This window comes from Microbacterium martis (genome assembly GCF_047246685.1).
Lineage (GTDB): Bacteria > Actinomycetota > Actinomycetes > Actinomycetales > Microbacteriaceae > Microbacterium.
The window spans coordinates 1,101,032-1,126,908 of the sequence record NZ_JBFOKT010000002.1 but is presented as its reverse complement, the minus strand read 5'-3'; the positions used below and the strand labels follow the sequence as shown (position 1 = coordinate 1,126,908).

General features: G+C 70.2%; 22 protein-coding genes. 11 read left to right on the top strand and 11 right to left on the bottom strand.

Going from position 1 to position 25,877, the window contains the following annotated elements; translation table 11 throughout:
* Positions 1 to 25: 25 nt before the first annotated feature.
* Positions 26 to 3,238, bottom strand: coding sequence for a S8 family serine peptidase (locus AB3M90_RS13375; protein WP_412952635.1), 3,213 nt, complete (start codon positions 3,236 to 3,238; stop codon positions 26 to 28).
* Positions 3,239 to 3,451: 213 nt separating this feature from the next.
* Here AB3M90_RS13375 and AB3M90_RS13370 point away from each other — a divergent pair, with 213 nt between their 5' ends.
* From AB3M90_RS13370 to AB3M90_RS13350, 5 genes are all read left to right on the top strand, one after another.
* Positions 3,452 to 3,994: an ECF transporter S component gene (locus AB3M90_RS13370; protein WP_412952634.1), complete on the top strand. Its 543-nt coding sequence runs from the start codon at positions 3,452 to 3,454 to the stop codon at positions 3,992 to 3,994.
* A gap of 91 nt (positions 3,995 to 4,085) precedes the next feature.
* Positions 4,086 to 5,960: an ABC transporter ATP-binding protein gene (locus AB3M90_RS13365; protein ID WP_412952633.1), complete on the top strand. Its 1,875-nt coding sequence runs from the start codon at positions 4,086 to 4,088 to the stop codon at positions 5,958 to 5,960.
* A 35-nt stretch (positions 5,961 to 5,995) separates the two neighbouring features.
* The gene (locus AB3M90_RS13360; protein WP_412952731.1) at positions 5,996 to 6,781 is read left to right on the top strand and encodes an energy-coupling factor transporter transmembrane component T; all 786 of its coding nucleotides are present in this window, start codon (positions 5,996 to 5,998) and stop codon (positions 6,779 to 6,781) included.
* A gap of 10 nt (positions 6,782 to 6,791) precedes the next feature.
* Positions 6,792 to 7,667: a siderophore-interacting protein gene (locus tag AB3M90_RS13355; RefSeq protein WP_412952631.1), complete on the top strand. Its 876-nt coding sequence runs from the start codon at positions 6,792 to 6,794 to the stop codon at positions 7,665 to 7,667.
* A complete protein-coding gene (locus tag AB3M90_RS13350) occupies positions 7,664 to 8,260 on the top strand; it encodes an ECF transporter S component (protein WP_412952630.1) in 597 nt (198 codons plus the stop codon). Before AB3M90_RS13355 ends, AB3M90_RS13350 begins: the two co-directional genes overlap by 4 nt.
* On the opposite strand, the gene AB3M90_RS13345 is transcribed toward AB3M90_RS13350, so the two are convergent.
* From AB3M90_RS13345 to AB3M90_RS13325, 5 genes are all read right to left on the bottom strand, one after another.
* Positions 8,261 to 9,601 carry a DUF222 domain-containing protein gene (locus AB3M90_RS13345; RefSeq protein WP_412952629.1) on the bottom strand — a complete coding sequence of 447 codons (1,341 nt, stop codon included), beginning with the start codon at positions 9,599 to 9,601 and terminating at the stop codon, positions 8,261 to 8,263. It abuts the gene before it with no gap.
* Between the two features lie 155 nt (positions 9,602 to 9,756).
* Positions 9,757 to 10,857, bottom strand: coding sequence for a serine hydrolase domain-containing protein (locus AB3M90_RS13340; protein ID WP_412952627.1), 1,101 nt, complete (start codon positions 10,855 to 10,857; stop codon positions 9,757 to 9,759).
* A gap of 67 nt (positions 10,858 to 10,924) precedes the next feature.
* On the bottom strand, positions 10,925 to 12,088 hold the full coding sequence (locus AB3M90_RS13335) for an acyl-CoA dehydrogenase family protein (RefSeq protein ID WP_412952625.1): 1,164 nt from the start codon (positions 12,086 to 12,088) through the stop codon (positions 10,925 to 10,927).
* Positions 12,089 to 12,240: 152 nt separating this feature from the next.
* On the bottom strand, positions 12,241 to 13,173 hold the full coding sequence (locus tag AB3M90_RS13330; protein WP_412952624.1) for a M15 family metallopeptidase: 933 nt from the start codon (positions 13,171 to 13,173) through the stop codon (positions 12,241 to 12,243).
* Positions 13,174 to 13,321: 148 nt separating this feature from the next.
* Entirely contained in the window at positions 13,322 to 13,531 is a 210-nt protein-coding gene (locus tag AB3M90_RS13325) for a hypothetical protein (RefSeq protein ID WP_412952623.1), read from the bottom strand.
* On the opposite strand from AB3M90_RS13325, the gene AB3M90_RS13320 reads away from it, so the two are divergent.
* The 3 genes from AB3M90_RS13320 to AB3M90_RS13310 all read left to right on the top strand — a co-directional run bounded on the left by AB3M90_RS13320 (position 13,522) and on the right by AB3M90_RS13310 (position 15,909).
* Positions 13,522 to 13,659: a hypothetical protein gene (locus AB3M90_RS13320; protein ID WP_412952622.1), complete on the top strand. Its 138-nt coding sequence runs from the start codon at positions 13,522 to 13,524 to the stop codon at positions 13,657 to 13,659. The genes AB3M90_RS13325 and AB3M90_RS13320 overlap by 10 nt on opposite strands.
* Before the next feature lie 69 nt (positions 13,660 to 13,728).
* Positions 13,729 to 15,312, top strand: a complete 1,584-nt coding sequence (locus AB3M90_RS13315; RefSeq protein ID WP_412952621.1) for an Rv2578c family radical SAM protein — start codon at positions 13,729 to 13,731, stop codon at positions 15,310 to 15,312.
* Positions 15,313 to 15,369: 57 nt separating this feature from the next.
* Positions 15,370 to 15,909 carry a YaeQ family protein gene (locus AB3M90_RS13310; protein ID WP_412952619.1) on the top strand — a complete coding sequence of 180 codons (540 nt, stop codon included), beginning with the start codon at positions 15,370 to 15,372 and terminating at the stop codon, positions 15,907 to 15,909.
* A gap of 122 nt (positions 15,910 to 16,031) precedes the next feature.
* Here AB3M90_RS13310 and AB3M90_RS13305 read toward each other — a convergent pair whose 3' ends face one another.
* Positions 16,032 to 17,900, bottom strand: coding sequence for a DEAD/DEAH box helicase (locus tag AB3M90_RS13305; protein WP_412952618.1), 1,869 nt, complete (start codon positions 17,898 to 17,900; stop codon positions 16,032 to 16,034).
* 274 nt (positions 17,901 to 18,174) lie between these two features.
* Here AB3M90_RS13305 and AB3M90_RS13300 point away from each other — a divergent pair, with 274 nt between their 5' ends.
* Positions 18,175 to 19,071: an aldose 1-epimerase family protein gene (locus tag AB3M90_RS13300; protein ID WP_412952617.1), complete on the top strand. Its 897-nt coding sequence runs from the start codon at positions 18,175 to 18,177 to the stop codon at positions 19,069 to 19,071.
* 163 nt (positions 19,072 to 19,234) lie between these two features.
* Here AB3M90_RS13300 and AB3M90_RS13295 read toward each other — a convergent pair whose 3' ends face one another.
* Entirely contained in the window at positions 19,235 to 22,387 is a 3,153-nt protein-coding gene (locus AB3M90_RS13295) for an efflux RND transporter permease subunit (RefSeq protein WP_412952616.1), read from the bottom strand.
* 15 nt (positions 22,388 to 22,402) lie between these two features.
* On the bottom strand, positions 22,403 to 23,002 hold the full coding sequence (locus AB3M90_RS13290) for a TetR/AcrR family transcriptional regulator (RefSeq protein ID WP_412952615.1): 600 nt from the start codon (positions 23,000 to 23,002) through the stop codon (positions 22,403 to 22,405).
* 159 nt (positions 23,003 to 23,161) lie between these two features.
* On the opposite strand from AB3M90_RS13290, the gene AB3M90_RS13285 reads away from it, so the two are divergent.
* Complete coding sequence (locus tag AB3M90_RS13285) at positions 23,162 to 23,494, top strand: hypothetical protein (protein WP_412952614.1); 333 nt, start codon at positions 23,162 to 23,164, stop codon at positions 23,492 to 23,494.
* Positions 23,495 to 23,507: 13 nt separating this feature from the next.
* On the opposite strand, the gene AB3M90_RS13280 is transcribed toward AB3M90_RS13285, so the two are convergent.
* Positions 23,508 to 23,867, bottom strand: coding sequence for a fluoride efflux transporter FluC (locus tag AB3M90_RS13280; RefSeq protein WP_412952612.1), 360 nt, complete (start codon positions 23,865 to 23,867; stop codon positions 23,508 to 23,510).
* Positions 23,864 to 24,241 carry a fluoride efflux transporter FluC gene (locus tag AB3M90_RS13275; protein WP_412952610.1) on the bottom strand — a complete coding sequence of 126 codons (378 nt, stop codon included), beginning with the start codon at positions 24,239 to 24,241 and terminating at the stop codon, positions 23,864 to 23,866. Before AB3M90_RS13275 ends, AB3M90_RS13280 begins: the two co-directional genes overlap by 4 nt.
* An 87-nt stretch (positions 24,242 to 24,328) precedes the next feature.
* Here AB3M90_RS13275 and AB3M90_RS13270 point away from each other — a divergent pair, with 87 nt between their 5' ends.
* Positions 24,329 to 25,858, top strand: coding sequence for an FAD-dependent oxidoreductase (locus tag AB3M90_RS13270; RefSeq protein WP_412952608.1), 1,530 nt, complete (start codon positions 24,329 to 24,331; stop codon positions 25,856 to 25,858).
* Positions 25,859 to 25,877: the final 19 nt, after the last annotated feature.

The following is a 25,877-nucleotide window of genomic DNA, read 5'->3' as shown; positions in this document are numbered from 1 at the left end:
GAGCGAAGCGAGACGAAACCGTCGACTACTCGGGCTGCTCCGTCGGCGGGGCCTCCGTCGGCGGCGCTTGCGTCGGCGGGGCCTCCGTCGGCGGCGCTTCCGTCGGCGGCGCCTCCGTCGGCGGCGCTTCCGTCGGCGGGGCCTCCGTCGGCGGGGCCTCCGTCTCCGGGGCCTCCGTCTCAGGAGCCTCCGTCTCGGGGGCCTCCGCCTCGGGCACGTCGACCGTGAGCACCGTGCGGACCGTCGACGCCCCGTACTGGACGAGGCCGAGATAGCGGGTTCCCGCGGTGAGGCCGCTCCAGCCGAGCTCGTAGCCCGTCTTCTTCCCCTTGACCCCGGCGATGGGGTTCGGCGTCGCGGTGAGCGCCCCCTCCCCGCCCGGCTGCACGTTGGCGTAGGTCATGTCCCACGTCATCGGGCCCGACGTCGAGTACACGTTCGCGACCACCATGTAGGTGCCGGCGGCGGGTGCCGGGATCGTTACCTGCTCGTCTGCCGAACCGGTCGCCGACTGCCAGCGGTCGTAGTACCGCAGGTCGTCGGCGCTCACCACGTGGTACACCGTGAGGTCGAGATCGCTGCCCTCGTCGTCGGACGAGTCGAGGTCGAAGCGGGAGAGGGTCGTGCCCTCGGGCACCTCGACGAACCACGACACGTTCTTGTTCGCATCGCCGGAGGTCTCGTCTCCCGAATGCCCCTCGACCGGGTTGTCGGCGTCGGTGAGCAGTTCGAAGGGGGTGAGACCCGACAGCGCGAGCGGCAGCGGACCGTTCAGACCGGGAGTGATCTCGACGGTGGTGCTGCCGTCGGCGCCGGTGCCGGTGACCTCTGCCGGAGCATCCGCCGTCACGGGGAACACGGCGATCGGCGAGCGCACGGTGTTCTTCTTGCTCGTCCAGGTGAGCGAACCCGTCGCCCACTGCTCGACGGGCGCGCTCGCGTTGTCGAACGTGACCGTGAAGGTCTTGGTCTGTCCCGGCTTGTCGAAGGTCAGCTGCGCCGGCGACACCTTGACGTTCACGCCGGGGACCGAGGCGGATGCCGTGAACACGCCCTTCTCGGTCGACGTCACCGATCGCGTGACGGTCTGCGCACTCGCCAGGGACCCGATCGAGATCGATGCCTGGTTGAGGTCGCTGCCGTCGATGGGCTCGATGCCGGGGAAGTCGGAGAGCCCCTTGCCGTCGAGGAACGCGGCCCAGTCCTTCACCCCGCTGAGGTACAGCAGTCCGGGTGAGAAGAACCGGCGCGGATCGACGTGTCCGGCACCCTGCTCGAACGGATTCGTGTTGGGCGAGCCGTCGGCGAGAAGGGTGTCGTACGCGGTGGTCATCATCGCCGACTTGATCTCGGCGGGCGTCGCCCGCGGACGCTCACCGAGATAGAGCGCGGCGAGGCCGGCGACGTGCGGTGACGCCATCGACGTGCCGGAGAGGATGCCGAAGGTCGGCTTCTCGCCCGGGGCGTTGTGGGTCGCCGCGAGGATCGCGACTCCGGGCGCCGACACATCCGGCTTCATGACGTCGCTGCCGTCGGCCAGCATGGGACCGCGGCTCGAGAAGCCGGCGATCTGCGGCGTCGGCGTCGTGACCCCCGTGGTGTTCTCGCCGACGAGGGTGATGGGCTTGTCCACTCCGCTCTGCACGTAGGCCAGCACGGCGGCCCGGTGCGCCGCCGCGAGGTGCACGGTCGGCACGACGTGGAAGTCGTTGTCGAGCGAGTCGGCACCGCCGGGCACGTTCACCAGGACCATGCCGATGCCACCGGCATCCTTCACCACCTGCGATTTCTCGGCTCTGGCGTTGTTCCCGCGGTCGCAGACGACGATGTGCCCGGCGATCTTCGCCGGATCGAGCGTGCCCGGGAGGCACAGCTCGGCGCCCTCGGCGCCCGCCGCCGCCGCATCCCCTGCGTAGATCGACGGTCCGGTGACCGTCTTGCCGAAGGGCACGCTCACCGAGGCGCCCGCCTGCGCGAAGCCCGGGAACTGAACGGTCCCCTCCCACGTCGGGATGGTGGAGGCGGCCACGGTCGTGTACCACGGCGACGCATGGTCGGCCGTCGACGGATCGGGGCCGTCGTTGCCGGCACTGACGGCGACGAAGACGCCCGCCGCGGCCGCGTTGAGGAACGCGAGGTCTTCCGGCGACATGACGGTCGACGCCGCCCCTCCGCCGATCGAGTAGTTGATCACGTCGACGCCGTCGGCGACGGCCTGGTCGATCGCTGCGACCAGATCGCTCAGCGCGCAGATGTCGTCGGTCGTGACGGTGACGTCGGGTCCGACGTAGCAGGCCTTGTAGGCGGCGATCTTGGCACCGGGCGCGACCCCCGAGACGGTGCCGAACTTCACGTTCTCGATCGACGCCTTCACCCCGAAGTTCCCGGCGGCGGTGCTCGCCGTGTGCGAGCCGTGGCCATCGCCGTCGCGCGGCGACAGGTAGTCGTACTGGAAGTCGAAGTCGGCCGCCTCGGCACCGGCGTAGAAGTAGCGCCCGCCGATCAGCTTCGACGAGTAGTCGCCCTTGTCCCAGTCCTGACCCTCGACCATCGCCGAGCGGAACTGGCCGCCGTCGGACTTGTCGAAGTAGACGTAGGTGCCGTCGGTGTACGGCTGGCCGCCCTTCTGGCGGTTCTGCTGCTTCTTCTGCTTCTTGAGCTTCTTCCCCTCGAACGACGGATGCTCCGGCGCGATGCCCGTGTCGATGACGCCGACGACGACGCCCTCGCCCGCCTTGTCGACGCCACCCGTCTGCTCCCAGACGCCGTCGCGACCCTTGCGGTCGTCGCCGAGCCCGAGGAAGTCGGTGGAGGTCTGGGCGTCGGGGTGGCGGATCTCGTCGGGGAAGACGCCGAGCACGTCCTTCGACGCGCGCAGCTGATCGACCTGCTCGCCGGAGAGGTCGGCGCTGAAGCCGTTGAGCGCCACCTGGTAGGTGGTGTCGGGCGTGACACCGACCTCGGTCGCGAGGTCTTCCTGTTCGGCCTGGAGGTGCTCGACGTAGCGCAGCGAGTCCTGCGACTGGCTCTCGAGCTGTTCGCCCTCGGCGGGCTTGGTCGCCTTGAGGCCCTTCACGTCGCCCTCGTAGCTGGCGAGCGGGTCGGACTTCATCACGACGATGTAGTGCCCTGGCGTGCCGCCGACGGGCACGGGATGCGTCACCTCCTCGACGCTCGCGTAGCCTGCGGTTGCCGTCGATGCGATGAACAGCGTGGCCAGGGTGGTGGCTGCTGCCATCCGGAGGGGTGTTCGACCCATGTGCTTCTCCCGATGATCTCGGAGCGGCTGCGTTGCCGCACCGCGGCTCAAGCTAGTCCCGGTCCGCGGGGCACGCCAGACGACCGGCGGAAACCTAGACGAAGGGCCACAGGGGCGACTTTGGTCGTATCGCGGGGTTATCCACGGCTGCGGGGCGGCGCTCCGGTTCGGCCGTCCAACTAGGCTGGACGAGTGCCGCGCACCCCCGTCCTCACCACCCGAACGCTGCTGGTCTGCGCGGCGATCGGCGTGGCGACGGGCATCCTCGGCGGGGTCGCCGGGCTGCTGACGCCGGTGGTGCTGGTGACCGCGCCGTTCGTCTACGGTCTCCTCCTCGGGTCGCATGTGCTTCCCGGCATCATCGCCCAAGAGGTGCTGCGCAAGCCGCTCGTCGCGCTCGTCGCCCACCTCGTCGCCGCGCTCGTCGCGAGCGCCTTCAACCCCGCGTGGGCCCTGCGGTTCATCGGAACCGCTCTGCTGTTCGGGCTGATCCAGGAGGGCGTGGCCGCGCTCACCCGCTATCGCGCCTGGGGCGCCTGGAGGTTCCTCCTGTCGGCGGTGGTGATCGGCGTGATCGTCGCAGCGGTGGTGTTCGTCGCGGCGCACCTCGGAACACTTCCGGCGTGGGCGCAGATCCTGTACCTGGCGATCTCGGTGCTCGGTCCGGTCGTGTGGACGCTGATCGGCCTGGCGATCGGATCGTCGCTGCGGCGCGCGGGGGTCGCACGCCGCTGACGTCGCGCCGGTCGTCGACCCCGCGCGATGGCGGATCAGGTAAGGCTCAGCTAAGTTGGTAGAGTCCGATCTGCCGACCCGGGGTTCCGCCGTGCGCCCATCCGCGCCCCTTCTCCGCGTGCGTGACCTCTCCCTCACCCACGCGGACGCGGCGCACCCGTCGCCGCGAGACGTGACCTTCGACATCCATCCGGGCGAGGTCGTGCTTCTGCTCGGCCCGTCGGGCTCGGGCAAGTCGACGCTGACGCTCGCGACGAACGGCCTGATCCCCCATGCACTCTCTGCCACGATGTCGGGCACGGTCGAAGCCGGCGGTCTCGACACCCGCGACGCTCTCACGGCCACGCTGAGCACGCGCGTCGCGATGGTGTTCCAGGACCCGGATGCGCAGATCGTCACGGGCAGCGTCTACGACGAGGTCGCGTTCGGACCCGAGAACCTGCTGCTGCCGGTGGACGAGGTGCGGGTGCGCGTCGAAGACGCGCTGCGACGGGTCGGACTGTGGGCGCGTCGCGACGACAATCCCGACCACCTCTCCGGCGGGGGTCGGCAGCGCCTCGCGATCGCGTGCGCGCTCGCGATGGGGTCGGCGCTGATCGTGCTCGACGAGCCGACCGCCAACCTCGATCCGCAGGGGATCGACGACGTCTACGCGGCACTGCGCGATGTCGTCGCCGCCGGCGACCGGGCGATCCTGCTGGTGGAGCATGATCTGGATGCCGCGATGGACCTCGTCACCCGGACGCTCGTGCTCGACCGGGAAGGCAGGGTCGCGTTCGACGGCCCGGCGGCGGAGGTAATCCGCGGTCATGCCGACGAGCTGGTCGCGATGGGGGTCTGGCTGCCCACGGCGACGCTGGCCGCGCTGCGGCTGCGGGCGCAGGGGCACGTGTTCGACCCGTTGCCGTTGACGCCGGGCGAGCTGGCGCAGGCGCTGGCAGGCGCTCCGTCGCGCTCCGCTCTCCCCGCGGATCACGGTGCCGGCGCGGGCGTGACGTCTCGCTCCGCTCGCTCGACGGAGAAGGATGCCGCGGGTGATCCGATCATCCGGGCTCGGGGACTCCGCGTGCGGCGACGACGCACGGAGATCCTGCACGGGATCGACCTCGACATCGAGGCGGGGAGCCTCACCGCGATCGTCGGAGCGAACGGCGCGGGAAAGACCACCCTGATCCAGGCGCTCGCGGGAGTCGTGCCGCCGCCGCGGGGGCACGTCCGCGTCGACGGGCTCGATCCCGGGGCGGCATCGCCGCGTGATCTGGCGTCGCACATCGGGTTCGTCTTCCAGAATCCGGAGCACCAGTTCATCGCACATACGGTGTTCGACGAACTCGCGCACGGTCTCGCCCTTCGACAGGCTCAGGGCCCCAGGGAGCGACAGGCTCAGGGACCCAGGGAACGACGGGCTCAGGGACCCAGGGAGCGACAGGCTCAGGGACTCAGGGAACGACAGGCTCAGGGACCCAGGGAACGACAGGCTCAGGGACCCAGGGAACGACAGGCTCAGGGACCCAGGGAACGACGGCTCACGGATGCGGAGATCGCGAAGCGGGTCGACGAGATGCTGGGGCGGTTCGGGCTCGAGCACAAGGCGCAGGTGCACCCGTTCCTGCTCTCCGGGGGCGAGAAGCGGCGCCTGTCGGTCGGCACCGCGCTGATCACGCGCCCGCGGGTGCTGGCGTTGGACGAGCCGACGTTCGGACAGGATCGGGCCAGGGCGTCCGAGCTCCTCGCTCTGCTGCAGGGCCTGCGGGCGGAGGGCACGACGATCGTGATCGTCACGCACGATCTGCAGCTGGTCGCCGAGCACACCACGCACACGGTGGTGCTGGCCGACGGTCGCGTGCACGCCGCGGGCGCCACGGCGGAGCTGTTCCAGGACGAGCGCGTCTTCACGGATGCCGGGCTCCGGCTTCCGCCCCTGCAGCGGGTGCTGGCATCCGCCGGTCTCGGGGTGGTGTCGTGACCGCCGCGGCATCCGGCTTCGATCCGTACGCGCGGATGACGGTCACCTCGCACCGTCAGTTCCTGTACGCCCTGAATCCCCTCGCCAAGGTCGCCGGATTCGCCCCGGCGATGGTGCTGCTCGTGTTCGTGCGCGATCTGGCGACGCCGGCCGCGTTCCTCCTCCTCGCCTACGGGATCCTCCTCGTCGGCGCCCGGACGACGGTCCGTCTTCTCGCGCTGCTGCTGATCGCCCTGCCCGTGGGGATGATCGCCGTCGGGGTCGGGTTCTCGGTGTGGGTCGATGCCTCCCTCGTCTCGGGCACCGCCCCGCTCGTGCGCCTCGGCGGCTGGACGCTCTTCGCCGGTGCGCTGGAGATCGGGTTCGCGACGGCGCTCCGCCTGGGCGCGATCGTCGCCCTGGCGCTCATCGGCGGCCTGACGACGACGGGCCCCGACCTGGTGCGTGCGAGCGTGCAGCAGCTCCGGGTGCCGTACCGGATCGGCTACACGGCGCTGGCGGCGTTCCGTTTCGTGCCGAGGTTCGGTCACGAGCTCGCGGTGATCAGGGCAGCGCACCGGGTGCGCGGCCATCACGGCGGGCGCGGGCCGTTCGCCCGGCTCGCGCGAGGCTGGGGGTACATCGTGCCCCTTCTCGCGGGGGCGATCCGGCACGCGGAGCGCGTCGCCCTGGCGATGGACGCCCGCGCGTTCGGCGCGCACCCCACCCGCACCGAACGGCATTCCGTGCCGTTCCGCACGCGTGACGTCGTCTTCACCGTGGCGAGCCTCGCGGCATCCGCTCTGATCTTCTTCCTGCTCTTCCCCTGGCAGCTCTCGTGAAAGGCGCGTGATGGCGTACAGCAAGATGGTCAAGCCCGAGTCGGCGGAGCTCCTCCACCTCACCGTGCTGCGCACGGAACGGTTGTCGGCGCATTGGGTCCGCGTCACCCTCGGCGGCGGCGAGATCGACAGGTTCCGCCCGATGGGCTTCGATCAGTGGTTCCGGCTCTTCCTGCCGATCGGCGGCGAGGCGGGGCTCGACCGGGTGCCGGCGAAGGCCAACCGGATGTTCGGGTATCTGAAGTTCCTGCGCATCCCCGACGGCGAGCGACCGGTGATGCGCAACTACACCGTGCGGGCGCATCGGCCGGCGACGGCGGATGCCGGTGCCGAGATCGACGTCGACTTCGTGCTGCACGGTTCGGCGGCCGACGGGACGGCGGGTCCGGCGTCGCGATGGGCGGAGACCTGCACCCCGGGCGAGCACGTGCTCGTCATCGACGAGGGCCTGACGTTCAACCCCCAGCGCGGCGTCGATCGTGTGCTGCTCGTGGGCGATGAGACGGCCCTCCCCGCCATCGCCTCGATCTGCGCGTCGCTTCCGGCATCCGCGACGGGGACGGCGATCATCGAGGTCCCCTCGGACGACGATGCTCTGGCGTTCCCGCATCCGTCGGGGATCGACGTCGTGTTCATCGTGCGGTCTCATGACGCTGCTCCCGGGTCGCTCGCGATGGAGGCGCTGGCTGGGATGACCTTGCCGCATGCGCCGTTCCACGCGTATGCGGCGGGCGAGCAGAGTCTCGCGTCGGGAGTCCGAAAGCATCTCGTGGGCGAGCGCGGTGTGGACAAGAACACGGTGAGCTTCTGCGGATACTGGAAGATCGGCGCCGCCTCGCCTGCGTCGAAGGCGGCGCGCGAGGCGGCTGCGGAGCCGCTCGCATGAGCGCGACGGATGCCGGAGCTCCTGCTCCCCGGACGCCCGGACGATTCCGCTTTCCCACGGCGATCCTGCTGACATGCGCCGCGCTCGGCGTCGCCGGTGGCCTGCTGCTCGCTCCCGCGAACTGGGTGTCGACGATCCTCTTCGCGGGGTTGCCGTTCGTGAGCGTGGCGCTCGCGGGGCTGTGGCTGCTGCCGTCGGTGATCGCCCTGCGCCTGCTGCGGCGACCGCTCGTCGGGCTGCTGGTCGGTCTGCTGGCGGGGCTGGTGATCGTGCCGTTCTCGGGGTACGGGTTCGGCAGCGTGGCGACGAACCTGTGGTGGGCGGCGTTCACCGAGCTTCCCTTCCTGTTCGTGATCTGGCGCTACTGGGGCACCTGGCTGCACTACCTCGGCGCCGTCATCGTCGGTGTCGTGTATCCGTTGCTGGCGTGGGCGTCGTTCGACCTCGGTTCGATGACGGTCGGCGTGCGGCTGGCGTTCTTCGCTCTCACCCTGGCGAGCTGCGTCGGTGCCACGGCTCTCGGCATCCTGATCGCCGACCGGCTTCGCCGCGCCGGTGTCGGAGCGCGCCGACAGAAGCAGGCGCGCCGCTGATCACGCCGCCATGTCGAAGCGGGCGCGACCTCCGAGCCGCGGCCTTCGCGCGGGATCGACGTATGCCGGTGGGACGAACCACACCCTCGCCGCACATCCGCCGCCATCGATACGGATCTCCCACCCGTTGTCATGGATGCGGTGATGGCACGTCTCGCACAGCAGCACCCCGTTGGACAGATCGGTCGGCCCGGCGTCTCGTCGCCACCACCGGATGTGGTGCGCTTTCGTCATCTCCGGAGGCAGTCCGCACATCGCGCAGCCGCCGTCGCGTTCGACGAGGGCCAGCCGTTGCGCCCGGGTGAACAGCCGTTTCTCGCGCCCCCAGTCGAGGATCTCGCTCTCACCGTCGAGAACCACGGGGATGACTCCACCGCCGGCCGCCATCCGTCGCGCGGCCCCCGCACTGATCGCCTGTCCGAGACCGTCAACGGTCGCCGCCCCCTTCCCCTTCTCGAGGTCGTCGAGGTTCATCCGCACGATGATCGTCGCTCCGGCGAGCGGCAGGCGGGATTCGCACCCGAGAGCATGGGAGCAGAAGGCGGCGAGCGCGTCAGCCTGCAGCATCGGCACGGTGCGGCGGTCGGCATCGGGCGAGTCGCTGTCGGGCGCGTCTTTGCGGGCGGCGAAGGCTGCCGACACGTAGCCACGCAGCGCCGTCACCACGGGAGCCGCCGTCTCGGTGTCGAGGACGGCGTTGAGGTGCACCATCCCGTCGCGCTCGAACATCGTCAGCGCTCGCTTCGCCCGCCGCTCCTCCTCTTTGGGCGGCACACCGTCGGGGTCGAGCCAAGCCTCGGCCCGATCGACGAGGCGGCGAACGTCTTCGAGCGGCAGACTCGCGGACTTCTCGGTCAGCAGCTGCTCCGCCTCTGAGATCCGCGCCACGCCTACGGCGACACGGCTCCGATCGAGCAGCCCCGTGATCAGGGCGGCCGCCTGCACACTGATGTCACCCGCGGCGAGCGCCTGACGCACGACCGGGTACTTCGCCGGGAGGGGCGCACCACGCAGGTCGGCACGCGGTGCCGTCGACTCCCCCGCCTTCACCAGCCGCGCAGCCTCGCCGGTCGACGACCCCGTCGAGGCGGCGATCAGCTTCGCGGCACTGCGGAAGCCGTGCTGCTTGGCCAGCGACTCCGCGCCCAGCTCGGGGCGGGATTCGTGCGCGATGCCGGCGGCGACGTCGGCATGCACGGCATCCAGTCTTCTCTGCACCAGACCGATCGCGGCACCCACGCCGATGAGCTGCTCACGCGAGAGCTCGGCGGCGCTTCCCGCATCCGCCCACGACGCGTCCAGTCGGGCGATCGCCTCGTGCAGAGCGGAGAGTGGGGCCATGCCCCCATTCTCCCATCGTGCGCCCCGAGTATCGAAGTTTTGTTCTAGTAGCATCCCGGTGTATCGATATGCCTGACGGACCGCCCGACCGACGACGCGCCCGACCCGCACGGCGCGCGCCCGAGACACGGGCGCCACCCGCACCACGCCAGCTCTCACTGCACGTCGTCGAACAGCCCCATCACGGCATCCCCGATCTCGACCTGCGCGAGCACCACCCGGAACGCCCGGTCGCGATCGATGAAGAAATCGGTTCCCAGCCCGCCGCTCCAGCCGTACCGGCCGACGTGCTCGCCGCGCGTCACCACCGCGCCGCCGAATCCCCAGCCGGTGCCCTCCCAGAAACCCGGGAAGAAGCTGTCATCGGTCTTGGCGGCATCCGGCACCTGGTCCGTGCGCAGCTGCTCGAGCCACTCCGGCGCGAGCACCATCCTCCCCTCGTGCACTCCCCCCGCCGCGAGCATCCGCGCGAAGGCCGCGTAGTCGGATGCCGTCGACACGAGTTCCGAATGGCTCAGGTCGAACGGTGCGGGCGCCACCTCGAACCCCGACCCGGCCGGATCCACCAGCTCGAGAGCGCCCGATGCCCCGTGCCGGTACGCGGCCGGCAGCCGATGCGCCTGTGCGACCGGCACGGTGTATCCCGTGTCGACCATCCCGAGCGGCTCGAACAGGTCGCGGCGCAGGTGATCCTCGAGGGAGCCGCCGACCACGCGCGAGAGCAGGATGCCGAGGATGCCGAACGAATGGTGATACCTCCACCCCGAACCCGGCTGGAAGGCGAGCGGCAGGCGCGCGAGTGCGTCGAGCCACTCCTTCGCGCCGAGGGCGACGGGCCACGGACCCGCCTCGGTGCCGTTCGCGGCCATCGCCTCCTGGAGCGGGCTCGGCGTCAGGATCGTGCCGTAGCCGGACATGTTCGTCAGCAGGTGCCGTGCGGTGATCGGCGACTCCGCGGGCACGACGTCATCGAGCGGAGCATCCGGCGCGCGCAGCACCGAGCGGTCGGCGAGCTCGGGAAGCCAGCGGTCGACGGGATCGTCGAGGCCGAGGCGCCCGTGCTCGACGAGCCGGAGCGTCGCGACGGCCAGGATCGGTTTCGTCATCGACTGGATGCGCACGATCGCGTCAGGAGCCAGGTCACCCGCGGCGACGACCTCGATGGAACCGTCGGGGGCACCGTCGACTCCCACGATCCCCGGGGCCGTGCCGCACGCGACGTGCTTCTCGAGGATGTCGGAGAGCTGCTCGGTCATGCGACCGATTCAACTCCGGCGGCAGGGCGGTGTCCACCGCCCTGCCGCCGGAGCGAACCGAACCGCCTCAGCGCTTGCCGGCGATCTGCCGCCCGACGATCTCGCGCATGATCTCGTTCGTGCCGCCGTAGATGCGGTGCACGCGCGCGTCGAGGAACGCACGGGCGATCGGGTACTCGGTGATGTAGCCGTAGCCGCCGTGCAGCTGCACGCCCGCGTCGAGGACCTCCCACTCGCGCTCCGTCGCCCAGAACTTGACCTTCGCCGCCTCCTCCGCCGAGAGCTTCCCCTGCGAGTACGCCCGCAGCGCGCGGTCGATGTAGGCCCAGAGGGCGTCGACGGTCGTCGCCATGTCGGCGATCTGGAACCGGCTGTTCTGGAAGTCGATGATCCGCTCGCCGAACGCCTCGCGGTCCTTCGTGTAGGCGATGGTCCAGTCGAGGGCGGCCTGCGCGGCCGCCGCACCGGCGACGCCGATCGACAGGCGCTCGAGCGGCAGGTTCATCATGAGCTGCACGAAGCCCTTGCCCTCGACCCCGCCGATGAGGTTCTCGTCGGGCACGAAGACGTCGCTGAACGAGAGCTCGGCGGTGTCGTGCCCCTGGAAGCCCATCTTGTGCAGCTTCTTGCCGTGCTCGAAGCCCTCCATGCCGTCTTCGAGCAGCACCAGGCTGAACGCGTCGGGCCGGTTGCCTTCCCCCGTCTTGACGAACGTCACGACCAGATCGGCGGTCGCGCCCGACGAGATGAACGTCTTCGCGCCGTTGACGATATAGCCGCCGTCGACCTTCTTGGCCGTGGTCTTGATGCCTCGCAGATCGGACCCGGCTCCGGGCTCCGTCATGGCGAGCGCGCCGATGACCTCGCCGGTGGCCATGCGCGGCAGCCACTTCTCCTTCTGCGCCTGCGTGCCCATGTGCACGAGGTAGGGGATCGCGAGGTCGTCCTGGATGCCGAACGCCCCGGCGAGCGATCCGGCTCCGGCGGCGATGACCTCTTCGTTGACGATCGCCCGGAAGCGATAGTCCTGCAGCATCCCGGCGCCGCCGAACTCCTCGGGCACGGAGAGTCCGATGATCCCCGCCTCGCCCGCGGCGCGCATGGTGGCGCGGTCGACCTCGCCGTCGGCATCCCACTTCTCGATCGTGGCGTTGGTGACGTGGCGCTTGACGAAATCCTTGACGAGGTCGCGGAAGGCCTCGTGATCCTCTTCGTAGATGTCGCGTTCCATGCGATCCTCCTGAACGTGTCGTGCGGCGTTGCTCCGGTGATTCTATGGCCGGAGCACGACCGAAACCCGGTCATTGTGAGAATGCATCCCACAATCGGTGACACTCGGTACCGCGATTGTCGGATGCCGCAACCCGGCCGATCCCGACGCGATCAGTGGGCGTAATCAGGGGCGGCGGGCAACCCGAAGAACTCCTCGAGCGTGTGGTATCCGCCGGCGTGGTAGGCGGCGGCGAGATCGACCCCGACGTAGCGGAGGTGCCAGGGCTCGGGCGCATAGCCGGTCACCGGTGTGCCGACGTCTTCGTAGCGGACGATGAACCCGAACTCCCACGCGTGCGCCGCCACCCAGTCGCTCTGCCCGGTGCCGCCGAAGCCGTCGAGTCCCCCGCACGCCGCATCGCACGCGACGACGTCGAGGGCGAGACCCGTCTGGTGCTCGCTATGCCCGGGCCTCGCCGAACCGGCATCCGCCTCGGCCTGCCCCTGCGACCGGACGTGCGCGTCGTACGTCGTCACCTGCAGCCCGTAAGAGCGGTAGCCGTTGTTCGCGCCGATGCGTCCGACACCGGCTGCCGCCGCGGCATCCGCCATCCGTCCCACCGCGGCGGCCACATCGGAGCGCACCTGACCCGAGGGCGTCGTCATCTGCAGCGGGACGGGTCCGAGGCCCGTGGGCGCGTAGTCGGGAGGAGTGAGCGGCAGAGCCTTGTTGACGACCACCCAGACCCGCGCCGGGTCGGTGAGCGAGATGCAGGGCGCGTTGCCCGTGACCACCGCCGCCCGGAACTCGGCCCCTCCGCCGAATCCCGCGACCGTCGCCGCATCGTCGCCGTTCGCCATCGCCTGCTGCACGACCGGGTCGGCGCACGGATCGGCAGCCGTCGTCGCTCCGTCCTTCACCGACGGCACCTGCCGCACCGCGACCGGCTCGGGCATCGCGGCGCCCTCGCTCGACGACGCCACCGGCGACGACGCGATCGAGAGCAGGATCCCGATCGCGGTCACGGCGGCACCGAGGGGCAGCGCGGGGCCGCGGATCGGAGAGCGCGGGGCCGCGTGCTGAGCGTGCGGCAGGGAGAGCATCGCTCCCATTGTCCCTCTTCGAGGCGGATGCGCGAATCGGGCCGCATCGTCGACAGAGCGTCGCGCACGCCGTGAAGGAGATCTCTCACTCTGCAGGATGCCGCGCCACATCCGCTCCTTCACGGCCGGAGATCTCCGTCGTCGCCGATCACCCGCCCGTCCGAGAGCTCGCGAGCTGCAGCACGCCGTCGACCCGCCGCGGCACGTCGACCGCGCCGTCGCGCAGCTCGGCCGGAAGCACGTCGACCGGGGCGTCCTGCCAGGCGAGCGGGCGCAGGAACCGCCGGATCGCGCTCACGCCCACCGACGTGTGCTGCACCCCGCCGGAGCGTCCGTAGGCTGGAAGCCATGAACGCACGTGCGCTCGATCCGCGGGTCTGCCCGACCTGCGGTGGAGCACTGACCTTCGAGATCCTCGACGACGAGCGGTTCCTCGTGGTGTGGTCGTGCGTGGAGTGCGGGGTGATCCGCGCGACCGAGCCGTAGGTGCTCGGCCTTCGTCCTTTTCTTCGAATCTCACTTGCCTTTCCTTCGTCCTCATGTTCGAATGAGAATATGCGGTGGCAGGGACAGAAGGTTGGCGAGACGGATGCCGCGGCGCTCCCCGGTCTCGAAGATCGATCGAGCATGCTGCGATCGGTGACGACGCCCGAGTTCGCCGGCATGACGTTCCACGAGGTGCTGTCGAAGTCGGCGCTCAACCACGTGCCCGGAGCGTCGCGCATGCCGTTCGCCTGGACGATCAACCCCTACCGCGGATGCAGTCATGCGTGCGTGTACTGCGTCTCGCCCGACACGCTCATCCTCTGCGCAGACGGGCGACAGCGTCCGTTGCGCGACCTGGAGATCGGAACGGCCATCATCGGCACTGAGCGGCAAGGCGAGTACCGACGCTACGTCCGCACCACCATCCAGGCCAAGTGGACGACTCGCAAGCGGGCCTATCGCGTCACGCTCGCCGACGGCACGGAAATCGTGGCCAGCGGCGATCACCGATTCCTCACGGATCGCGGCTGGAAGCACGTGACAGACGCGGAGAGCGGCCAGCGTCCGCATCTCACGACCAGCAATCGGCTGATGGGGTTCGGCGTGGACGGTGCGGAACTTCTCCTCGAAGGCACGGCGGTCAAGAGCGTCGCCGACCTACGGGTCATGAGCATCGAGCCGCTGCCCGGCGAGCACGACCTCCTCGACATCACGACCGGAACCGGCGATTTCATCGCCAATGGCGTCGTCAGTCACAACTGTTTCGCCCGCGGCACGCACGAGTACCTCGACCTCGACGGCGGCGCCGACTTCGACTCGCAGATCGTCGTGAAGACCAACATCGTCGAGGTGCTGCGGCGCGAGCTCCGCAAGGGAAGCTGGCAGCACGAGACCGTCGCGCTCGGCACCAACACCGACCCGTACCAGCGCGCAGAGGGCCGGTACAAGCTGATGCCCGGGATCATCGAGGCGTTGGCGGAATCGGGTACTCCGATCTCGATCCTCACCAAGGGCACGCTGATCCGCCGCGACATCCCCTTGCTCGTGAAGGCGGCGCAGCGCGTTCCCGTCGACGTCCAGATGTCGATCGCGATGTACGACGACGAGCTGCAGAAGGCCATCGAGCCCGGCGCGCCGACGACGCAGGCGCGGCTCGACACCGTGAAGGCCCTGTCGGACGCCGGGTTCCCGGTGACCGTGTTCCTGATGCCGATCATGCCGCACATGACCGACTCGGTCGACGCGATCGACACCGCGCTGAGGCGGATCAAGGATGCCGGAGCGCGGCGCGTCATCTACGGCGCACTGCACCTGCGGCCCGGCGTGAAACCCTGGTTCATGCAGTGGCTCGGCGAGGCGCGGCCCGACCTCGTGTCGTCGTACCTCGGGCTCTATCCGGGTGTCTCGGCCGAGGCGCCGAAGGGGTACCGGCAGTGGCTCGCGAAGCGCGCGCGACCGCTCATCCGGATGCACGGCCTCGACGGCCGCGACGAGAACGACTACCCGCAGCGGGGCTCGCGGTCGGGCGAGGGCCACGTCGGCTCGATCTGGCGACAGAACGAGCCGCGGGGTGGTGCGCGGGCGACGACATCCGTCACCTTCCGCACGACCGGACCGAGCAGGGAGGCAGCCGCGCAGCCGATGCTGTTCTGACGGTCGCCGTCGGCATCCGTCCGTCCCGCCGCGCCACAGCCCGTAGGCTCGAAGACTATGGCGATCGGTTCGACAATCCACACGTTCGACGTGCAACTGGCCGATACGGACCGGAACGTCTACGAGGACTACTCGCTGCGCGCAGCGCGGCATCCGTCCGAGACCGACGCCTATCTGATCACCCGTCTGCTCGCGCACGGACTCGAGTACGCCGAGGGTGTGGCCTTCGGCGGCAGCGTCTCCGACACCGAGGAGCCGGCCGTCGTGGTGCGCGATCTCACCGGTCGGATCACCGCGTGGATCGAGGTCGGCGCGCCGGATGCCGAACGCCTGCACCATGCCACGCGTCTCGCCGACCACGTGGCGGTGTACACCCATCGCGATCCGGTGAAGGTGATGGCGCCCTGGGCCGACAAGCGCATCCATCGCGGCGACGAGGTGCGGGTGTACAGCTTCGACCCGGGCTTCATCGAATCCGCCGCGTCGCTGCTCGATCGCCGGAACACCGTGACGATCACGGTCACCGAGCAGACCCTGTACCTGACTCTCAACGGCACGAGCCTGTCGACGGCGCTGCACGAGCACTCGATCGACTGACGGGTCTGCGGGACTCACCGCGTTTCGTCTCGTCGCTGCGCTCCTCGCTCAACGACCCGCGGGAAGGGGAAGGAAAGGCCCCGCCCGCGGAAACGCGAGACGGGGCCTCCGGGGCGGAACCGTCAGCTGGTGAGATCGGCCGCCGTCGGCATCCGTCCGGCGATCTCCTCGATCAGGTCGTCGTCGACGCGTGCGTTCTCGAACGGCGCCTCGATCTCGGCGCGCTCCAGCAGCTCGTTCATCCGACGCTGACGCTGACGCGTGATGAGCGTCACGACGCGACCCGAACGACCCGCGCGACCCGTGCGGCCCGAGCGGTGCAGGTACGTCTTGTACTCATCCGGCGCGTCGGCCTGGATCACGAGGTCGATGTCGTCGACGTGGATGCCGCGCGCGGCCACATCCGTTGCGACGAGCACGTTCACGCGGCCCGAGGTGAGACGCTCCAGGTTGCGCGTGCGCTTGTTCTGGTTGAGGTCTCCGTGCAGCGACACCGCCGGGATCCCGGCGTCGTCGAACTGCTCCGCCAGCATCTCGGCGTAGGCACGCGTCCGGGCGAACACGAGCGTCTTGCCCTCGCGGTCGACGAGCGACGTGAGGATCTCGGCCTTGTCGCGGTGCTCGATCACGAGCACGCGGTGCTCGATCGTGCCGGAGTCCTGATCCTCGCCGGCGACCTCGTAGACGGCGGGGTCCACGAGGAACTCGTCGACGAGGGCTGCGACCTCGCGGTCGAGCGTCGCCGAGAACAGGAGCTTCTGGCACTTCGACGAGCTCTGTGGCCCATCGCAGTGGCGCAGGATGCGCTGCACCGGCTCGACGAACCCGAGCTCGCACATGTGATCGGCTTCGTCGAGCACCGCGATGCGGCAGTCGGAGAGGTCGAGCTTGCCCTGGTTGATGAGGTCTTCGACGCGACCGGGCGTGCCGATGACGATGTCGACGCCCTTCTTGAGGGCGCCCACCTGACGACCCTGCGGCACGCCGCCGTAGATCTGCGTGGTGAAGAGCCCGACACTGCGCGCGATCGGCTGGATCGTGCGGTCGATCTGCAGCGCGAGCTCGCGCGTCGGGGCGAGGATGATCGCGCGCGGCGAACGTCCGAACTCCCGGCGCTTGCCGGCCTGCGACTGCAGCACCTTCTCGACGAGCGGTGCGCCGAACGCGATGGTCTTACCCGAGCCCGTGCGACCGCGGGCGAGCACGTCGCGCCCCTCGAGAACGGCCGGGATGCTGGCCGCCTGGATCGGGAACGGCGTCTCGGCACCCAGGTTCCTGAGCGTCTCGGTGATGTTGGAGCCGAGTCCGAGGTCGGCGAAGGTCACGTCCTGCACCTCCACCGCCTGAACCGCCTTGGCCTCGAGCCGCTCGTGCACGACGTCTTCGGTCGGCTCGAAAGCCGGCTTGCCGTTCCCGTTGTCGCGGCTCGGACGCGACTCGCGCGGCGAGCGCTGCTCGCGATCGAAGCGCGGACGCTCGGAGCGCTGGGAACGGTCGAAGCCGCGGTCGTCACGACGCGGACGGTCGGATGCTGCGCGGTCGGCGTACCGCGGACGCTCGCCGCGCTCGGAGTAACGCGGACGCTCGACGCGGTCGTCACGCCGCGGAGCGCGCTCGTCACGACGCGGAGCACGCTCATCGCGGCGGTGGGGCGCCTCGCGGCGTCCCGACTCGGCGCGGTTGCGGATGCTGCGGGCCTCGTCGCGCCCTGCGCGCTCCTGCGCTGACCAGCGCTGCTTGGGCGCGCCGCCCTCTTCGGCCGCACGGTAGCCGCGATGGCCGGGGCTGCGGCTGCCGGGGCGACGGTCGTAGCCGGAGGCTGCGGGGCGCCGCTCACCGGCATCCGCTCGTCCGCCTCGGGTGTCGCGCGCGTCGCGGCCTGCGTCGCGACCGCCGGCGTGGCGGTCGTGGAACGAGGTCTTCTTGGCGCCGTAGCGCGGCTCGAAGTTGGCGGCGGGGCGGCCGCCGCGCGGCTTCTTGTTCTTGGGCATGGGGTGTCCTTCTGAGTTCTCGCACGAGAACAGCGCTGCCGCGCACACGCGCGAGCACCCGGCATCCGATCGAGTGATCCAGCTGCGGGTCCGGACTGTCAGCGGCCGGGGCCATTCATGTGATGGTTGATTCACGTCGATCGACGCTCACCATCGGCCCCTGGGCTCACACTTCTTGCACAAGACGTCCGCGTTGCCACGCGGGTGCCCGAAGCCGACCGCACCAGTGTACCCACCACGCCTGGGAAGACGCCCGCCGCCCTACGATGGCGGTGTGAACACCGCATCCCCCACCGGCATCCAGGTCCATCTCCAGCTCGGCGAGGTGTCGGCGCAGATCGCGCAGGTCGGCGCCTCGCTGCGCTCCCTGCGCATCGGGTCGGTCGACCTGATCGCGCCGTATCCGGAAGACGCTCCCACTCCTTCGTGCTCCGGCGTGGTGCTCGTCCCGTGGCCGAATCGCGTGCGCGACGGAAAGTGGACCGACGACGGCGCGGAGCGTCAGCTCGCCATCACCGAGCCGAAGTTCGGCAACGCCAGCCACGGCCTGCTGCGGTTCACAGCGTACGAGATCACCGAGGGCGCCTCGGCCGCGACGCTGCGCGCCTGGGTCGTGCCGCAGACCGGATACCCGTACCTCCTGGAGACGAGCGTCACCTACACGCTGCGCGCCGACGGCATCGACGTCGAGCACGTCATCACGAACCACTCCGCGACGCCGGCTCCGGTCGCCGTGGGATCGCATCCGTTCCTCACGATCGGCGACGTCGCCGAGGAGGATCTCGTCCTGCGCGTCCCGGCGCGGACGGCGATCGAGACGGACGATCGGATGCTGCCGACCGGCACCCGCCCGGCCGATCCCGCGCTGCGCGACGGCGTGCGCCTCGGCGACGTGTCGCTCGACACGGGGTTCATCGACCTGGAGCGCGACGCCGACGGACTGGTGCGGCACTCGCTCACGGCCCCTGACGGCCGACGCCTCACGCTCTGGCAGGGCGAGGGCTACGAGGTCGTGCAGGTCTTCACGACCGACGAGTACCCCGGGCGTCCGCTCGCCGTCGCGATCGAGCCGATGACCGCTCCCGCCGATGCCCTCAACAGCGGAATAGGGCTGCGCCGCCTCGCGCCGGCCGAGACCTGGACGCTTCACTGGGGCATCACCCTCTCCTGACCCTGTCTCTCCCTTGCCCCCGCCCCCCTGCTCCCCGCCCCCCTGCTCCCCGCTCTTCCGCCGAGACCCCGCTTTCACGCCGAGACCCCGCCGTGCTGACGTCAGCAGGGCGGGGTCTCGGCGGTAGGGCGGGGTCTCGGCGGGCCTGAAGGGGCGCGCGGGGCTAGTCGTGGCGCTCGCGCAGCTGGCGACGCGTGAGCTGCTGCGGTGCAGGACCCTCGTCGAGAGGGTCCCCCGCGGCATCCGTCGACGCGGAACCGTCGCCGCTCTTCCGGGCGCGGCGTCGCTCCTTCGCCCCCTCAACGAGGTTGTAGAGCGTCGGCAGCACGATCAGCGTGAGCACGGTCGACGAGATGAGCCCGCCGATCACCACGATCGCCAGGGGCTGCGAGATGAATCCGCCGTGTCCGGTGATGCCCAGCGCCATCGGGGTGAGGGCGAAGATCGTCGCCAGCGCCGTCATGAGGATCGGACGCAGACGCTTCTCGCCACCGGCCCGCACGGCCTCGGCGGTCGAAAGACCCTTCTCGCGGTACTGGTTGACCAGGTCGATGAGCACGATCGCGTTGGTGACGACGATGCCGATGAGCATCAGCACACCGATCAGGGAGGCGACGCCGAGCGGAACGCCGGTGACGATCTGCAGCAGGATGGCTCCGGTCGCCGCGAAAGGCACCGAGATGAGCAGCAGCAGCGGCTGCCGCAGCGACTTGAACGTCGCCACCATCACCACGTAGACGATGAGGATCGCCGCGAGCATCGCGAGTCCGAGCTGCGAGAACGAGTCGGCCTGCTGCGAGGCGACGCCGCCGACCTCGGCCGACGCTCCGTCGGGAAGATCGACCGCGGCGAGCGCCTCGTTCACCGACTGGGTGGCGACGGCGAGGTTGTCGGATGCCGGTGGCACGGTGATCGTGGCCGTGCGCAGTCCCTGCTCGGTGGTGATCGAGGTGGGCCCTTCGCGCTGTTCGACGGTGGCGATGTCCTGCAGCGCGACGATGCCGGTGCGGGTCGGGATCGGAAGCTCCCGGAGCGCGTCGACCGTGGTCGGAGGTTCCGGGCTGGCGATGTAGACGGTCAGGGCCGTGTCGTCGATCTCGACCGAGCCGGCCTGCTGCGGCCGCATGGTGCTCGACACGATCGAGCCGACGGCGACCTCGGTGAGTCCTCGTTCGGCGGCCGCGGCCCGGTCGACGACGACCGCGATGTAGGGCAGCGAGGCGGCGAGGTTGTCGGTCACCTGTCCGATTCCGTCACGCCCGTCGAGCTCGTCGACGACCGCCGAGGTCGCGGTCTGCAGGTCGTCGGCGTTCGACGCCGACACGGTGATCTCGATGTCGCTCGAGCCGAATCCGGCCGAGGCCGCCACGGTCACCTCGCCGACGTCGTCGCCGAGATCGTCGATGGCCTTCTGCACGTCGTCGCGCAGCTTCTCCTGATCGGCGTCGCCGTCGGTGAGCACCGAGTAGGTGATGCCGGCCCCGCCCGAGAACGCGTCGCGCAGCGCCGAGCCGCTCGACCCGATCGACGCCTGCACGTGCTCGATGCCGGTCACGCCGAGCAGGGCGTCTTCGACGCTGACCGCGGCATCCGACTTCGCCTCGAGGCTGGCCGTGGGTCCGAGGTCCTGGGTGACGGTCATCGTGTTCTGGCCGGAGTCGCTGAGGAAGTTGATCTTCATCAGCGGGGCGGCTGCGAGCGTGGCGCCCAGCACGACGACGGCGAGGACGACCGTCGTCGCCGAGTGCTTCAGCGTCCAGCCGAGGATGGGGCGGTACATGCGCTGGAGCGGTGTCGGCGGGGCATCCTGGTGCTCGGGATCGATCGCGCGTCCGTGCTCGTCGAGCAGCGGCTTGCCCGGTCGCAGGAACCAGTAGGCGAGTACCGGCACGATCGTGAGGGCCACGAGCAGCGAGGCGACCATCGCGATCGTCACGGTCATAGCGAACGGGCGGAAGAGCTCGCCGACCATGTCGCCGACGAAGACGATGGGCAGGAACACCGCGACCGTCGTGATGGTCGAGGCGGTGATGGCCATGCCGACCTCGCGCACGGCCAGGCGGATCGCGTCGCCCTTGTCGGCATCGCCGACATAGTGCCGCTTGATGTTCTCGATCACGACGATGGAGTCGTCGACGACGCGACCGATCGCGATGGTGAGGGCGCCGAGGGTCAGCACGTTGAGCGAGTATCCGAACGCCTGCAGCCCGATGAAGGTGATGAGCACGGAGGTCGGGATGGAGATCGCGGTCACGAGGGTCGACCGGATCGACAGCAGGAAGACGAGGATGACGATCACGGCGAAGGCGAGGCCCAGCAGACCTTCCGTCGTGAGGGTCTCGATCGACTGCTCGATGAACGGCGCCTGGTCGAAGATGATCGTGAACTCGGCGTCGGGGAACGCGGCGCCGATCTCGTCGAGCGCGGCGATCACGCCCTTCGACACCTCGACGGTGTTGGCGGCCGGCAGTTTGGTGATGGAGATCGAGAGGGCGTCCTTGCCGTCGACGCGCGAGATCGACGTGATCGGGTCGGCCTCCTGCACGACGGTCGCGACGTCGCCGATCGTGAGCGCCGTGCCCACGAGCGGCAGCGCGGCGATCTCGTCGACCGAGGTGATCTTCGCCCCGGTCTGCACGGTGAGCGTCTCGCCGTCTTCGGTGATGTCGCCACCGGGGAACAGCGTGCCGTTCTGCTGCAGGGCCGAGCTGATCGCCTGCGAGCTCTGCCCTGCGGCGGCGAGCGCCGCCTGGTCGGGGGTGATGGTGATGCGCTGCCCGACCCCGCCGACGATCTCGGCGGCGTTGACCCCGTCGACGTCTTCGAGGTCGGGGATGGCGACCGTCTCGAGCTCGGACTGCGCGTTGTCGGCATCCTCGAATCCGGTGACGGCCACCTGGATGACCGGGAAGTCGTCGATCGAGACCGAGAGCACCTGCGGCTCGACGTCTTCGGGGAGCTGCGACGATATGCGGTTGATCGCCTGCTGGATCTTCTGCTCGGCCGTGGCGAGGTTGGTGCCGTAGGCGAACATCGCCTGCACGATCGACGCGTTCGTGCTGCTCGTCGCGGTGGTCGACTCGAGCCCTGGCACGCCCTGGATGGCCGCTTCGACGGGGGTGGAGACGTCGTTCTCGACGACCTCGGGCGACGCACCGGGGTACGTGGTCATCACCACGAGTGCCGGCAGCTCGAGCGAGGGGATGAGCTCCTGCTTCAAGCTGGTCAGCGCCAGACCGCCGAACACCGCGGAGACGATCGTGATGAGCGCGATCAGCGCCCGGTTCTTCAGGCTCAGGACGGCGAGATTCGACACGGAGGATTCCTCGGTTCAGGGTGCGGACGGCGCTGCGGTGCGACCGGGGGTGGTATCAGTCTCGGGCATGCCGAGGATGCGGGTGAGCACGGTCTCGACGAACGTGCGGTCGACGACGGTGTCGCGGACGTGGACGCTCCACATGAGGCCGTCGAGGAAGATCATCGCGGCGGTGGCGCGGTCGTGCCCGTAGGTCGGTTCGAGGAGGGAGACGATCTGCGTGGTGAGGTGGCGCGCGAGCTCGCGCAGCCGCGGGTCGTGCACCGCCGCGGTCACGACGGCGCGGTCGGCCTGCACGGCCCGGGCGTCGTCCAGGCCGTCGCTGATGAGGTCGGCGATCACGGCCGGGGTGACTCCGCGCCGCTCGAGGGCGATCCGCACCCCGTCGAGTCGTGCATCGACCTCGTCGGCGAGAGCACGCAGCGCCGCGGAGCGGAGATCGTCGAGCGTGTCGAAGTACTGCGTGGTCGCACCGAGCGGCACACCGGCGCGCGCGGCCACCATCCGGTGGGTCAGCCCGTCGGCTCCCACCTCGACGATGAGCTCCGCCGCGGCGTCGACGATCTCGCGACGCCGCGCCTGCGGGTCGCGTCGACGACGCGCGCTGTCAGCCATCGAAACCCCTCTGGACGTCCGTACATGTACTTTTGTACATTTCGCGATTGTGAGGATGCTGGGAGCGCCGCCCGCCCGCTCCGCCGACGACGGATATCAGTCGTCGCCGCGAGAGGCAAGGGGAGGGCGTGATCAGCCGATCGGGAGTACAACGGCGGTATGCAGACGATCACCTACGCCGGAGACGAGTTCCTGACGGGCGATGACATCGCCGACGCACTCCTCGCGTACGGTCGTGCGCTCGGGGATGAGAATCGCGCCGAGATCGTCGAGATCCCGGTGCGCGACGGCGAGGGCTCGATCGAGACCGCCCGCTTCCTGATCGGTCCGGCGAGCCAGATCGTGACCAGACCGTCTCACGGCGCCGATCTCGGCGACGAGATCGAGGATCCGGACCTGGTCCACCGACTGCGAGAGCTGACGCGCAACGTCGAAGCCCCGGCCGGGATGCCGCTCGACGAGGTGCCCGGCGGCGTCGAGGAGATCGAGTAGAGCGCAGAGGCGATCAGAGCGAGGAGCCGATCGCGAGCCCGGCGGCTGCTGCGAGCAGGCTGAGCAGCAGCATGCCGACGACGTCGGCGACGGATGCCGCCCGCTTACCGTCGCGCCACAGGGCGACGGCGTCGAGCATGGCCGTGCTGAAGGTCGTGTAGCCGCCGAGGAGACCCGCCCCGACGACGAACAGGGCGTCGGGCAGGGCGGTGGTGACGAGGCCGAGCGCGAGGGAGCCCGAGATGTTGACCAGCAGGATGCCCCAGGGGAATCGCCGGCCCGTCAGGCGCGCGACGCCGACATCGGCGAGGTAGCGCAGCACCGCTCCGATTCCGCCGGCGAGAGCCGCGGCGGCGAAGAGCACCGGATTCACGCGACCGCCTGCGCCGTCGAACGAGGTCGCCCCCAGCGCAGCCCGAGGGCGGCGGCGGCGAGACCGAGGACGAGACTGCCGACGACGTAGCCGACGGCGACCGACGGCGACGCCGCGAGGCCGATCGTGCCGACGGCGAAGGAGCTGTAGGTGGTGAAGCCGCCGAGGGCGCCGGAGCCCAGCATCACGCGCAGATCGCTCGATCCGGGCAGACGCGCGGCGAGCACGCCGATGAGGAGCGCGCCCAGCACGTTGGCGATGAGCACGGCGACGGGGAATCCGCCGACGTCGGGGAGCACGAGCGCCAGCGCGAGTCGAGCCGCCGTGCCGAGCGTGCCGCCCAGGGCGACGAGAAGCACGCGGCGGAGACTCACGATCGCCACTGTAGTCGAGGCGTGCCAGCGCCTCGTTCGAATGTCAAGCCGCTGGGACTCCCGGTCCGCGGGGCGTTGACTGTCCGCATGACGCCGCTCTGGAAGATCGACACCAACCTGCCCCTCGGCACGCCGTTCGAGCCGGGGGCCCGGCACGACGTCGTCGTCGTCGGCGCCGGCCTCACCGGTCTCACGACCGCGGTGATGCTGACGCGCGCCGGGCTCGATGTCGCCGTGATCGAGGCCGGGCAGGTGGCCGAGCTCGCGACCGGCGGGAACACCGGCAAGCTGTCGCTGCTTCAGGGCAAGCGTCTCGCCGAGATCCGGCGGCACCACCCCGCCGCGCTGGTGCGGGCGTACGTCGACGCGAACCGCGACGGCATGGAGTGGCTGACCGCCTTCGCCGACCACGCGGGCGTCTCCTACACCTGGCGACCCGACCATTCCTACGCACAGACACCCGACGGGCTGGCGATGGTGCGGGCGCAGCACGACGCCGCCCGCGAGGCGGGCCTGTCGACGCGGATGCTGGCGCCGGGCGACCTCGGCACGACGCCGTTCCCCGTCGCCGGCGCCGTCGTGCTCGACGACCAGGTGACCATCGACCCGGTCACGGTCTCGCGCGCGCTCGTCGACGAGTTCCTGGCTGAGGGCGGCACGCTGCACACCGGCATCCGCGCCACCGGCGCCCATGCGTTCCCGAACGCGCGCGTCGAGACCGCCGAGGGCCCGATCTTCGGCGAGCACATCGTGCTCGCCACCGGCAGCCCCATCCTCGATCGCGGCCTGTACTTCACGAAGGTGAGCGGCATGCGATCGTACTGCGTGTCGTTCCGCGTGCCCGGCGAGGTGGTCGAGAGCACCTACCTCTCCGTCGACGGCCCCACGCGATCGATCCGTCCTGTCACCGACGCCGACGGCCCCGGCGGCACGGCGCAGCTCGTCGTCGGAGGCAACGACCACCCGGTCGGACGCTCCGCGTCGGAGGCGGCGCTGGTCGACGACCTGGTCTCGTGGACGCTCGAGCACTTTCCCGGCGCCGAGGAGACGAACCGCTGGTCGGCCCAGGACTACCAGTCGCACAACCAGATCCCGTTCGTGGGCGCCATGCCGCGCGGGCTCGGGGCGATCCGCTTCGCGACCGGCTACGCCAAGTGGGGACTGTCGAACGCTCCCGCCGCCGCCCTGCGGCTCACGGCCGAGATCCTCGGCACGAACCGCGGCGACCGTCCCCGTTGGATGACCCTGCTCGGCACCCGTCTGACCGTGCCGGCCGACCTGGCGAAGGGGGCGGTCGAGGGCGCCAAGGTCGCGGCGGCCGCGACCTCGGGCTGGATCAAGGCCGAGTCGACGCCGGTCCCCGTCCCGCGGCCCGCCGAGGGCGAGGGCGTCGTCGCGAATCGGGCGGGCGTTCCGGTCGCGGTCTCGACGGTCGACGGCGTCACCCGGGCGGTGTCGGCCGTGTGCACGCACCTGGGCGGCGTTCTCGACTGGAACGACGCCGAATGCACGTGGGACTGCCCGCTGCACGCCTCGCGGTTCGCGCCCGACGGCACGCGCATCGAGGGCCCGGCTCTCAACGACCTGAAGCGTCTGCCGCGTACCCCGGAGTCGTGACGCGGTGCGGCCGGCCGCC

Excerpts from the sequence above, each read along its gene's own strand:
- AB3M90_RS13360 (WP_412952731.1), top strand. The coding sequence starts at position 5,996 with ATGACGGTCACCTCGCACCGTCAGTTCCTGTACGCCCTGAATCCCCTC.
- AB3M90_RS13320 (WP_412952622.1), top strand. The coding sequence starts at position 13,522 with ATGAACGCACGTGCGCTCGATCCGCGGGTCTGCCCGACCTGCGGTGGA.
- AB3M90_RS13355 (WP_412952631.1), top strand. The coding sequence starts at position 6,792 with ATGGCGTACAGCAAGATGGTCAAGCCCGAGTCGGCGGAGCTCCTCCAC.
- AB3M90_RS13315 (WP_412952621.1), top strand. The coding sequence starts at position 13,729 with ATGCGGTGGCAGGGACAGAAGGTTGGCGAGACGGATGCCGCGGCGCTC.
- AB3M90_RS13375 (WP_412952635.1), bottom strand. The coding sequence starts at position 3,238 with ATGGCAGCAGCCACCACCCTGGCCACGCTGTTCATCGCATCGACGGCA.
- AB3M90_RS13345 (WP_412952629.1), bottom strand. The coding sequence starts at position 9,601 with ATGGCCCCACTCTCCGCTCTGCACGAGGCGATCGCCCGACTGGACGCG.
- AB3M90_RS13335 (WP_412952625.1), bottom strand. The coding sequence starts at position 12,088 with ATGGAACGCGACATCTACGAAGAGGATCACGAGGCCTTCCGCGACCTC.
- AB3M90_RS13340 (WP_412952627.1), bottom strand. The coding sequence starts at position 10,857 with ATGACCGAGCAGCTCTCCGACATCCTCGAGAAGCACGTCGCGTGCGGC.
- AB3M90_RS13270 (WP_412952608.1), top strand. The coding sequence starts at position 24,329 with ATGACGCCGCTCTGGAAGATCGACACCAACCTGCCCCTCGGCACGCCG.
- AB3M90_RS13290 (WP_412952615.1), bottom strand. The coding sequence starts at position 23,002 with ATGGCTGACAGCGCGCGTCGTCGACGCGACCCGCAGGCGCGGCGTCGC.
- AB3M90_RS13350 (WP_412952630.1), top strand. The coding sequence starts at position 7,664 with ATGAGCGCGACGGATGCCGGAGCTCCTGCTCCCCGGACGCCCGGACGA.
- AB3M90_RS13285 (WP_412952614.1), top strand. The coding sequence starts at position 23,162 with ATGCAGACGATCACCTACGCCGGAGACGAGTTCCTGACGGGCGATGAC.
- AB3M90_RS13310 (WP_412952619.1), top strand. The coding sequence starts at position 15,370 with ATGGCGATCGGTTCGACAATCCACACGTTCGACGTGCAACTGGCCGAT.
- AB3M90_RS13330 (WP_412952624.1), bottom strand. The coding sequence starts at position 13,173 with ATGCTCTCCCTGCCGCACGCTCAGCACGCGGCCCCGCGCTCTCCGATC.
- AB3M90_RS13305 (WP_412952618.1), bottom strand. The coding sequence starts at position 17,900 with ATGCCCAAGAACAAGAAGCCGCGCGGCGGCCGCCCCGCCGCCAACTTC.